Source organism: Mycobacterium sp. (assembly GCF_050701515.1).
Lineage (GTDB): Bacteria > Actinomycetota > Actinomycetes > Mycobacteriales > Mycobacteriaceae > Mycobacterium.
Genome location: NZ_JBOGDB010000181.1, coordinates 1 through 10,246, shown reverse-complemented (window position 1 = coordinate 10,246; position 10,246 = coordinate 1). Strand labels below are relative to the sequence as shown.

At 66.3% G+C, this 10,246-nt stretch carries 13 protein-coding genes; 10 read left to right on the top strand and 3 right to left on the bottom strand.

Annotated elements, in window-relative coordinates:
• Positions 1-515: nitroreductase family protein (locus ACRDU5_RS15140; RefSeq protein ID WP_526615417.1), on the bottom strand; the 515-nt coding region annotated here is incomplete at its 3' end.
• A gap of 79 nt (positions 516-594) precedes the next feature.
• On the opposite strand from ACRDU5_RS15140, the gene ACRDU5_RS15135 reads away from it, so the two are divergent.
• Genes ACRDU5_RS15135 through ACRDU5_RS15125 form a run of 3 tightly spaced genes read left to right on the top strand, consistent with a single transcriptional unit; the run spans position 595 to position 4,051 of the window.
• Positions 595-1,860 (top strand): aspartate kinase, encoded by a 1,266-nt coding sequence (locus ACRDU5_RS15135; protein WP_526615416.1) that lies wholly within the window; start codon positions 595-597, stop codon positions 1,858-1,860.
• 2 nt (positions 1,861-1,862) lie between these two features.
• Positions 1,863-2,897, top strand: a complete 1,035-nt coding sequence (locus tag ACRDU5_RS15130) for an aspartate-semialdehyde dehydrogenase (RefSeq protein ID WP_526615415.1) — start codon at positions 1,863-1,865, stop codon at positions 2,895-2,897.
• Between the two features lie 44 nt (positions 2,898-2,941).
• Positions 2,942-4,051: a DUF4185 domain-containing protein gene (locus tag ACRDU5_RS15125; RefSeq protein ID WP_526615421.1), complete on the top strand. Its 1,110-nt coding sequence runs from the start codon at positions 2,942-2,944 to the stop codon at positions 4,049-4,051.
• Positions 4,052-4,057: 6 nt separating this feature from the next.
• Here the strand turns inward: ACRDU5_RS15125 and ACRDU5_RS15120 are convergent, their stop codons facing one another.
• On the bottom strand, positions 4,058-4,453 hold the full coding sequence (locus tag ACRDU5_RS15120; protein ID WP_526615414.1) for a hypothetical protein: 396 nt from the start codon (positions 4,451-4,453) through the stop codon (positions 4,058-4,060).
• 108 nt (positions 4,454-4,561) lie between these two features.
• On the opposite strand from ACRDU5_RS15120, the gene ACRDU5_RS15115 reads away from it, so the two are divergent.
• Entirely contained in the window at positions 4,562-4,891 is a 330-nt protein-coding gene (locus ACRDU5_RS15115; protein ID WP_526615419.1) for a DUF6766 family protein, read from the top strand.
• Entirely contained in the window at positions 4,816-4,983 is a 168-nt protein-coding gene (locus ACRDU5_RS15110; RefSeq protein WP_526615412.1) for a DUF6766 family protein, read from the top strand. Before ACRDU5_RS15115 ends, ACRDU5_RS15110 begins: the two co-directional genes overlap by 76 nt.
• A 7-nt stretch (positions 4,984-4,990) precedes the next feature.
• On the opposite strand, the gene ACRDU5_RS15105 is transcribed toward ACRDU5_RS15110, so the two are convergent.
• Positions 4,991-5,680, bottom strand: coding sequence for an ANTAR domain-containing protein (locus ACRDU5_RS15105; protein ID WP_526615411.1), 690 nt, complete (start codon positions 5,678-5,680; stop codon positions 4,991-4,993).
• Positions 5,681-5,819: 139 nt separating this feature from the next.
• Between ACRDU5_RS15105 and ACRDU5_RS15100 the strand changes: the two genes are divergently transcribed.
• The 5 genes from ACRDU5_RS15100 to egtA all read left to right on the top strand — a co-directional run.
• Positions 5,820-6,188, top strand: coding sequence for a hypothetical protein (locus tag ACRDU5_RS15100; RefSeq protein WP_526615409.1), 369 nt, complete (start codon positions 5,820-5,822; stop codon positions 6,186-6,188).
• Positions 6,189-6,342: 154 nt separating this feature from the next.
• A complete protein-coding gene (locus ACRDU5_RS15095) occupies positions 6,343-7,803 on the top strand; it encodes a catalase (RefSeq protein WP_526615418.1) in 1,461 nt (486 codons plus the stop codon).
• Positions 7,804-7,852: 49 nt separating this feature from the next.
• On the top strand, positions 7,853-8,281 hold the full coding sequence (locus ACRDU5_RS15090; RefSeq protein WP_526615407.1) for an organic hydroperoxide resistance protein: 429 nt from the start codon (positions 7,853-7,855) through the stop codon (positions 8,279-8,281).
• A gap of 4 nt (positions 8,282-8,285) precedes the next feature.
• Positions 8,286-8,939, top strand: coding sequence for a sensor domain-containing protein (locus ACRDU5_RS15085; protein WP_526615406.1), 654 nt, complete (start codon positions 8,286-8,288; stop codon positions 8,937-8,939).
• A gap of 123 nt (positions 8,940-9,062) precedes the next feature.
• On the top strand, positions 9,063-10,246 hold a 1,184-nt coding region (gene egtA / locus ACRDU5_RS15080; protein WP_526615404.1), incomplete at its 3' end, for an ergothioneine biosynthesis glutamate--cysteine ligase EgtA.

Sequence of the window (10,246 nt, the reverse complement as noted above, 5' to 3'; positions counted from 1 at the left end):
GCGGTGTCGTAGTCGCCCAGGGAACCGATGGCCACAACGGCAACCGGCCGCACACCGGGCGGAATGCCGAACACGTCGCGGGCACCGTCGGCGTTGAAGCCGGCCATCGGGTGAGCGATCAGTCCCCGCGACACCGCCTCGATGGTCAACTGTGCTATCGCCGCACCGGCATCGACCGCCGCATACATCGCGGTGCGCTCGTCCTCACCCTCGTCGGTGCACACCAGGATCAGCGCCCCCGCGGTCTTCGCGTAGCTGTTCCCCCGCCGCAGCAGGTCGCCGACCTTGAGGAAGGTGTCGTCACCGCGCAACCCCACGATGAACCGCACCGGTTGACGGTGCCCCCAGGTCGCGGCCCAGCGCGCGGCCTCCAGGACGGCGACCAGCTGCTCGGTACTCAACACCGCGTCGGCGTCGTAGCGCCGCGGGCTCCACCGCGCAGCGATGTGCGGATGGATCGGCACCCTGGTATCGGCGTGCCGATCAGCTGGGCTATCGGCCGGATTCTTGCCCACGGGCCGACGCTACCGGCGGACAAAAGAAGATGCGCCCAACCCTTATTCTTGGTTGGACCCGTTCGCGAAAGGTTGGACAGTGGCGCTCGTCGTGCAGAAGTACGGCGGATCCTCGGTTTCTGACGCCGAGCGGATCCGCCGCGTCGCCGAGCGCATCGTGGAAACCAAGAAGCAGGGCAACGACGTCGTGGTGGTCGTCTCCGCCATGGGCGACACCACCGACGACCTGCTCGACCTGGCCAAACAGGTCTGTCCCGCCCCGCCCGCGCGGGAAATGGACATGCTGCTGACCGCGGGCGAGCGGATCTCCAACGCCCTGGTCGCGATGGCCATCGACTCGCTCGGTGCCCAGGCCCGGTCCTTCACCGGCTCGCAGGCCGGCGTGATCACCACCGGCATCCACGGCAACGCGAAGATCATCGACGTCACCCCCGGACGGCTGCGGCAGGCGCTCGACGAGGAGCTGATCGTCCTGGTCGCCGGCTTCCAAGGGGTGAGTCAGGACAGCAAGGACGTCACCACGCTGGGCCGCGGCGGATCCGACACCACCGCAGTCGCGCTGGCCGCCGCGTTGAACGCCGACGTCTGCGAGATCTACACCGACGTCGACGGGATCTTTACGGCCGATCCGCGGATAGTGTCGAACGCTAAGCGGTTGGATACCGTCAGCTTCGAGGAGATGCTGGAGCTGGCCGCGTGCGGGGCCAAGGTGCTGATGCTGCGCTGTGTGGAATACGCCCGCCGCTACGACGTTCCGGTACATGTCCGGTCGTCGTACTCGGACAAACCGGGCACGTTGGTGACCGGATCGATAGAGGACATACCCATGGAAGACGCCATCCTGACCGGAGTCGCACACGACCGCAGCGAGGCCAAGGTGACCGTCGTCGGGTTGCCGGACGTTCCGGGCTATGCCGCCAAGGTGTTCCGCGCCGTCGCCGACGCCGACGTGAACATCGACATGGTGCTGCAGAACATCTCGAAGGTCGAGGACGGCAAGACCGACATCACGTTCACCTGCTCGCGGGACAGCGGACCAGGAGCGGTGGAGAAGCTGACCGAGCTGCAGGAAGAGATCGGGTTCACGAAGGTGCTCTACGACGACCACATCGGCAAGGTGTCGCTGGTCGGCGCGGGCATGCGCAGCCATCCCGGCGTCACCGCGAAGTTCTGTGAGGCGCTCGCCGGGGTCGGGGTGAACATCGACCTGATTTCCACCTCGGAGATCAGGATCTCGGTGCTGATCAAGGACACCGAACTGGACAAGGCGGTGGTCGCGCTGCACGAGGCGTTCGGCCTCGGCGGCGACGAGGTGGCCACGGTGTACGCGGGAACGGGACGCTGACCATGGTGAACATCGGTGTAGTCGGCGCGACCGGCCAGGTCGGCCAGGTGATGCGGACGCTTCTCGACGAGCGCGACTTTCCCGCGACCTCGGTGCGGTTCTTCGCGTCGGCGCGTTCACAGGGCCGCAAGCTGGCCTTCCGCGGGCAGGAGATCGAGGTCGAGGACGCCGCGACCGCGGACCCGAGCCGTTTGGACATCGCGTTGTTCTCCGCCGGGGCGACGATGTCGCGGGTGCAGGCACCGCGGTTCGCTGCCGCGGGCGCGACCGTCATCGACAATTCGTCGGCCTGGCGTAGGGACCCGGACGTGCCGCTGGTGGTCAGCGAGGTGAACTTCCGTCGCGACGCCCACCACCGGCCGAAGGGCATCATCGCCAACCCGAACTGCACCACGATGGCCGCGATGCCGGTGCTCAAGGTGCTGCACGACGAGGCGCAGCTGGTGCGCATGATCGCGTCGACCTACCAGGCGGTGTCGGGCAGCGGGCTGGCCGGTGTGCAGGAGCTCTTCGACCAGGCCCGCGCGGTGGTCGACGACAGCGAGCAACTCGTGCACGACGGCGGCGCAGTGCAGTTCCCGCCGCCGAACAAATACGTGGCGCCGATCGCGTTCAACGTCGTTCCGCTGGCGGGCGCGCTGGTCGGCGACGACTCCGGGGAGACCGACGAGGACCAGAAGCTGCGCAACGAGAGTCGCAGGATCCTCGGCATCCCGGACTTGCTGGTGAGCGGCACCTGTGTGCGGGTGCCGGTGTACACCGGCCACTCGCTGTCGATCAACGCCGAGTTCGCCCGGCCGCTGTCACCGGCCCGGGCGTGGGAGCTGCTCGACGGCGCCCCCGGGGTGAAGGTCGTCGACGTGCCCACCCCGCTGGCCGCAGCCGGTGTCGACGAGTCACTGGTCGGCCGGATCCGCCAGGATCCCGGTGTGCCCGACGGCCGAGGTCTTGCCTTGTTCGTGTCCGGCGACAACCTGCGAAAAGGTGCGGCGCTGAACACTATTCAGATCGCCGAGTTGCTGGCCGCCGAATTGTGACCCCCTTTCGCCGAAACTCACGTTTGGGCGGAAAGGTTCGAGTAATTCTCGCCATTACGTCGATCTCGGCGATCGCCGTGCCGGTCGCCCATGCCGATCCGCCTGCGCCGATTCCGGAGCCGATCCTGCCGCCGCTGGCACCGGGCCAAGTGTTGCGCATCGGGCCGACAGCCGGAACCGGCACGCCGACACGGGATTACGGAATCGGGGCCACCGACCTGTGCGAATTCATGGAGTTCCCCAGCGGCATCCTGCAGATCTGCGGCGACAGTTTCGCGGGACAGGGCGTCGGCTTCGGCGGCTGGTGGTCGCCGATCGCGCTGCACGTCGAGACGGACACTATCAACGATCCAGCCGGTGTGCGCTACGACGGCGTAATGGGCGTCGACAAGCCGTTATTGGCTGAGCCGGCTCCGGCGGGCAGGTCCCAGCTGCCGACGGGCGTGGTACAGATCAACCGAGAAAACTTCATGTTGATCACCACCACCCGCGACCTGGTCGTCGAGTCGTCGCGGCTGGTGAAAGCCGATCCCGCGCAAGGAAATTGGCCGACGGTACCGGGCTCGGTCCGCGACGCTGGCTATCAGGGCGGGCTCCAATCCCAGATCAGCGGATACTACGACCCGATCCCGGCGCCGGATTCACCGACCGGCTGGGTGTACATCGTGGCCAACAACTTCGACCGCACCGGGCCGACTGTGCTGTACCGCGCCAAACCCGAGACCTTCACCGACCGGGCCGGCTGGCAGGGCTGGTCTGCGGTGACCGGACCCGACGGCGGCTGGAACAAGCCGCCGACACCGCTGTGGCCGGACAAGATCGGCGAGATGAGCGTCCGGCAGATCGACGGCAAGACGGTGCTGTCCTACTTCAACGCCAGCACCGGCAACATGGAGGTACGGGTCGCCGACAACCCCACCCTGCTGGGCACCGCCGCGGTGACCACCGTGGTGTTCGCCAGCGAGTGGCCGGACCCCGCCGAGCGGCTGCCGCCCCCGACCGTCAACCGGCTTGCTCAGCCCTACGGCGGCTACATCTCGCCCGGGTCGACACTGGAGGAGCTGCGGGTGTTCATCAGCCAGTGGAACACCGATCCACGCGCGCGGGCGCCCTACCGGGTGATTCAGTTCGCGGTCAACCCGTTCAAGCCGTAGGTCGCCCTATTGAGGTGCCTGCTCGCCCAGGTACACATTGAGCGGCAGCGGGATCTGTTCATCATGATCATCCAGCCGGACGGTGTAGACGTGCGGTCCGCCTCCCGCCTCGATGGGTAGAGCGATCGACGGCGTGATCATGAAGGCGAAGCGCTCCGGCACGGTGAAGTGAGAGGAATACGCGGGTATCCACTGCTGCCCTGAGGGGCCGACAGCGTCGATGCGCAGGCAGAACTTCTGGCCACGATCCTGACGTATGACGTCGCAGAGAACAACGAGGCGGCAGCCGAAGCGGGTTGATCCGGGCGCGACCGTGGTGGAGCTCCAACAGCCGCCCTTCACGTTGAGCATTTCGTCGATTACCTCTGCGTGGTTGGCGAAGAACGCCGCGGTTAGTCGCATTCAGGAAACGTACCTGCCTACGTCGACCGCCGTCGTGTTCACGCCGAATTCGCCCCTGCCCGTTACGCTGGCTATCGCTTACCTCGCAGGTCTGGTCAGGAGGTGGCCATGCGGCAAAGCCGTGGCCGGATACTGTTGCGCGACAACGGTTTGTTGCTGGCGTGCCTGGGATTGTTCGTCGTCTTCTTCTTCGGCATGATGGTTTCGGGCGCGGCGGTTTACAACCAGGAGCAGCAAGAACACGGCTCCCAAGAGCAAGTCTCGGTCCTGAAGTACCTCACCACCGGTGAGTTCGTCGAGGCGACGTTCGAGAATTGGGAGTCCGAGTTCCTGCAAATGGACACGGCGATAGCGCGATCTCGGTGTGGCGCTACATCACGACATCGCAATTCTGGTTCGAGTCGGTGCAGAACTGGCAGAGCGAGTTCGTCGCCGTAGCCGCGATTGTCGGCTTGTCGATCTTCCTGCGGCAGCGTGGCTCAGCCGAATCGAAGCCGGTCGCCGAACCCCACCGTCACACCAGCGCCTAAGGCACCTTCACCTCGGTTTTCCGGCAGCTCTTGCCCTCACCCGCTGATGTGCCGTGAGCAGCAGCCGGTCGAATGTCGAGCGCGATGGCACGCTGTCGTCGTACACCAGGGTCTGGACATCCTCCATCAGCTGTTCGGCGAGGGCGCGCAGCTTGATGTTCGTTTCCTGGGAGCGCCACTTCAGCAGATCGAAGGCGGCGTCCGACTCGATGCGATAGACCAGCATCAATACGCCCTTCGCTTGTTCGATGACGGCCCGGTTGTCGGCGATTTCGGCGACCGCCTCGCTGATGATCGCCTGCCGAACCTGCCCCGTGGGCGTCACGTCGACGTAGAAGCCTTGCGTACCAATGACTTTGCGGTTGTTGTCGTGCATTCTTTCGCCGATGACGACGACTTCGCGAGTGGCGCCCTGCACGGTGATGATGCGGTGGCGGGTGCTAAACGGCCTATGTGTCCGGCGGATGTCGTCGAGAGTGGCCGCTATGTGTTCGTAGTCTTCCGGATGCTTGTGCGACAGCACCAGACGAGTCGTCGGGTTGACGGTACCCGGTTCATAGCCGTGGATCTGCTCGACCTCCGGTGACCATTCCCACCGCTCGTCGTCGAAGTAAAAGCGGTACCACCCGAAGTGTTGCGGAGCGCCGCCGGCCAACGCCTGCTCGACCGGCGACTCTTCAGTTGCGTCCTCACCCATGGCCTAGACCTTGGGCAGAGCGCAATCGCAAGCACCGCACTGCTTGATGCTACTCAAGCACCCTGCTTCGGGTGCTTTCACAGCTGATTCATACGTAATTCATGAGAAGCACCTCGGTGCGGCTTGCATGATCGCGGTCATGAGCGAAACACCTGATCACCCTCTCGAATCCGCCCGCACGGCCCCGCTGGCCCCGACGCCACCACCGCCTCCGCCGCACCGGCCGAGCCGGCTGCACCAGGTCGCCGCGTGGGTCGGGATCGTGGCGGGCGTCGTGTTCATCGTCGCGGTCGTCTTCGGCACCGGCTTCATGGTGGGCAAGAACGCCGGCCACCGCGACCATGGGCCGGTCATGTTCCACCGTGGTGGTCCGCCGCCGTTCCCGATGGGTCCGAGGGGCGAGTTCGAGCGGCCACCCGGCTTCCTCTTCCCGGGTGGGCCGCGGTCCGAGCCGCAGCCGCCGCCGCAGCCCGGATCCCCGACGACGACGGCTCCTGCTCGCCCGTGACCACTAGATCAACTGCCGGGTGCGCGGTTGTTCGCGCGGCTTCTCGCGGCTTGTGTACAACAACCGCACGCTCGGCCTCATCTTTTCCACAGTCGATGGGGCAGAAGTCGCATTTTGGGGTACATGCAATAGGGACAGTGAGGAGATGAGCCAGATGACCGACAAGTTCACGACGACGGATGCCGGTGCACCGGCACCGAGCATCGAGCACTCGCTGACCGTCGGGCCCGACGGGCCGATTCTGCTGCAGGACCACTACCTGATCGAGCAGATGGCCAACTTCAACCGGGAGCGCATCCCGGAGCGCCAGCCCCACGCCAAGGGTGGCGGCGCGTTCGGACACTTCGAGGTGACCCAGGACGTCAGCAAGTTCACCAAGGCGGCAGTGTTCCAACCCGGCACCAAGACGGAGATGGTGGCCAGATTCTCCACCGTGGCCGGCGAGCGCGGCAGCCCAGACACCTGGCGTGACCCGCGCGGCTTCGCGCTGAAGTTCTACACCACCGAGGGCAACTTCGACCTCGTCTGCAACAACACCCCGGTGTTCTTCATGCGGGACCCGTTGAAGTTCCAGAACTTCATCCGCAGCCAGAAGCGCATGCAGGCCACCAACCTGCGTGACCACCACATGCAGTGGGACTTCTGGACGCTCTCACCCGAGTCGGCGCATCAGGTCACCTGGCTGATGGGCGATCGGGGCATCCCGAAGTCCTGGCGGCACATGAACGGCTACTCCAGCCACACCTACAGCTGGCTCAACGCCGACGGTGAACTGTTCTGGGTGAAGTACCACTTCAAGACCGACCAGGGCATCGACTTCCTCACCCAGGAGGAAGGAGACCGGTTGGCCGGCGAGGACGGCGACTACCACCAGCGCGACCTATACACTTCGATCGAGGACGGCAACTTCCCGAGCTGGACGCTGCACGTGCAGATCATGCCGTTCGAAGACGCCAAGATCTATCGGTTCAACCCCTTCGACCTGACCAAGGTGTGGCCGCACGGCGACTACCCGCTGCACGAGGTCGGCAGGATGACGCTGGACCGCAACGTCACCGACTACCACGCGGAGATCGAACAGGCCGCTTTCGAGCCGAACAACATCGTGCCGGGCACCGGCCTGAGCCCGGACAAGATGCTGTTGGCGCGCGGTTTCTCCTACTCCGATGCGCACCGGGCCCGGCTGGGGACCAATTACAAACAGATCCCGGTGAACGAGCCGAAGGTCGAGGTGCACGCCTACTCCAAGGACGGCGCCATGCGTATCCGCAACGCCACCGACCCGGTCTATACGCCGAACTCGATGGGTGGCCCGGAGGTGGACCCGAAGCGCGCGGCCGAGGCGCATTGGGCATCGGACGGCGACATGGTCCGCTCGGCCTACACCCTGCGCCAGGACGACGACGACTGGGGCCAGCCCGGCACCATGGTGCGCGAGGTGCTTGACGACGAAGCACGGGACCGCTTGGCCCACAACATCATTGGCCATGTGTCCAAGGGTGTGCGCGAACCCGTGATGTCACGGGTGTTCGAGTACTGGAAGAACGTCGACCCCGATCTCGGCAAGACGATCGAGGAGGGCGTACGCGCCAACCTGGACGGCAACGGCGCCTAGACGATCCGACCGGCTTGCCGTCTACGGCGGGGCTGGCATGATCAAGCCCATGAGCATCGAAGTCGTTTACACCGCAGAATCAACCGCAACCGCTGGTGGCCGTGACGGCCACGTGAAGTCCTCGGACAACAAGATCGACATGGACACCCGGCCGCCGAAGGAAATGGGTGGCAGCGGCGAGGGCGTCAACCCCGAACTGCTGTTCTCGGCCGGCTACGCCGCGTGCTTCCTTGGAGCGCTGCGCCTGGTCGCGCGCAACGACAAGGTCGACCTCGACGACGCCACCGGAATCACGGCCCAGATCGGGTTCGGCAAGGACTCGGAGGGTGGCTTCGGGCTCACCGCCAACCTGATCGGCTACCTGCCCGGCCTGGAACAGGGCGCTGCCGACGACCTGATGACGAAGGCGAACCAGGTGTGCCCGTACTCCAAGGCCACCCGCGGCAATATCGACGTCTCGCTGTCGGCCAAGGTCTAGCCCGGTGCGGCTCGCCGGCACAGCAGTGGGCGTCGGTCTGGCTGCCGGTCTGGTCCTCACCACGCCGGCAGCACCAGCCTCGGCCCGCCCGTCGGATCCGGGCGTGGTGAACTACGCCGTTATGGGCAAGGGCTCGGTGGGAAACATCGTCGGCGCCCCGATGCGGTTCGAGTGGACGTACACCGATCCGTTCCAGTCGTATTACGTCGACAACCCGGTCTGCAACAACTGGGCCGACATCGGGCTGCCCGAGGTGTACGCCGACCCCGACCTCGCGTCGTTCAACGGTGCGGTGGCCCAGGAATCGCCGACCGACATGACGCACTTCGTCAAGCAAGCCGTCGGTGTGTATGCCACCAACGATGCGGCCGGTCGGGCGTTCCATCGCGTGGTCGACCGCACCATCGGCTGCTCCGGCCAGACCACGGCCATGCACCTGGACAACCTCACCACCCAGGTGTGGACGTTCACCGGCGAACCGGCCACCGCGACCGACGCCACCTGGGTGAAGCAGGAAGCCGGCACCGACCGGCGCTGCTTCACGACGACCCGGCTGCGGGAGAACGTTTTGTTGCAGGCCAAAGTCTGCCAAGCCGGCAACGGCGGCCCCGCGGTAAACGCGCTGGCCGGCGCCATGCAGAACACGCTCGGGCAATAGCGAAACGGGATTGCGGGTACCCGTCACGAACTGTCAGGCGAACAAATCGCGGGACTTTGTCGGTGCGGTCTGCAAGATGGAGTGAAGGCGGCGAGCGTTCCGGACTCGGAAGGGTTGGTTGGTATGCCCGACACCATCACGTCCGACCTGGAAGAAGCGCACCCAACCGAGGCCGGCGATGCCGAGCTCACCAGCGCCAACAGCGCCGCGTTGCATATCGGTGCCACGTGTCTGACGGACGGTCCCGTCGGCCGGGTGGGCCTGGAAGTCGAGGCGCACTGCTTCGACCTTGCCGATCCGCTGCGCCGCCCCGACTGGGATGAGATCACCGAAACCATCGCGGGCGTGCCGACCCTGCCCGGCGGCAGCCTGGTCACCGTCGAACCCGGCGGTGCGGTGGAACTGTCCGGCCCGGCGATGAACGGTGCGCTGCCGGCCATCGCCGCGATGACCGCCGACCGGGCCGTGCTTCGGTCCGCGTTCGCGCAGGCCGGGCTGGGCCTCGTATCGCTCGGCGCCGATCCGTTGCGGCCGGCGAAGCGAGTGAACCAGGGTGACCGCTATCGCGCGATGGAGCGGTTCTTCGCGGCCAGTCAGACCGGTGCCGCCGGTGCGGCGATGATGACGTCGACGGCGTCGGTGCAGGTCAATCTCGAGGCTGGACCGCAGGCCGACTGGGCGGCGCGGGTGCGGCTCGCGCATGCGCTGGGTCCGACGATGGTTGCGATCGCGGCCGATTCGCCGCTGCTCGGCGCAAAGTTCACCGGCTGGCGCAGCTCCCGTCAGTGGGTGTGGAGCCAGCTGGACTCCGCGCGGTGTGGCCCTATCCTCGGCGTCAACGGCGAGGACCCGGCCAGCGACTGGGCGCGCTACGCGATGCGCGCACCCGTGATGCTGGTGCACCCCACGCCGGAAATGGACGCGGTGCCGATGACGAGCTGGGTTCCGTTCGCCGACTGGGCCGACGGTCGGGTGCTGCTCGGGGACCGGCGGCCGACGCAGGCCGACCTGGACTACCACCTGACGACCCTGTTCCCACCGGTGCGGCCTCGGCGGTTCCTGGAGATCCGTTACCTCGACAGCATGCCCGAAGCGGTGTGGCCCGCCGTGGTGTTCACCCTCGCGACGCTGCTCGATGACCCGGCAGCCGCCGACATCGCCGCTGAGGCCACCGAACCGGTGGCCACCGCCTGGGATCGCGCCGCCCAGATCGGACTCGGCGATCGGCGGCTGCGCGCGGCCGCCGGTCGCTGCGTGCAGGCGGCGGCCGAACGCGCTCCCGCCGATCTTCAGGAATCGATGCAGCA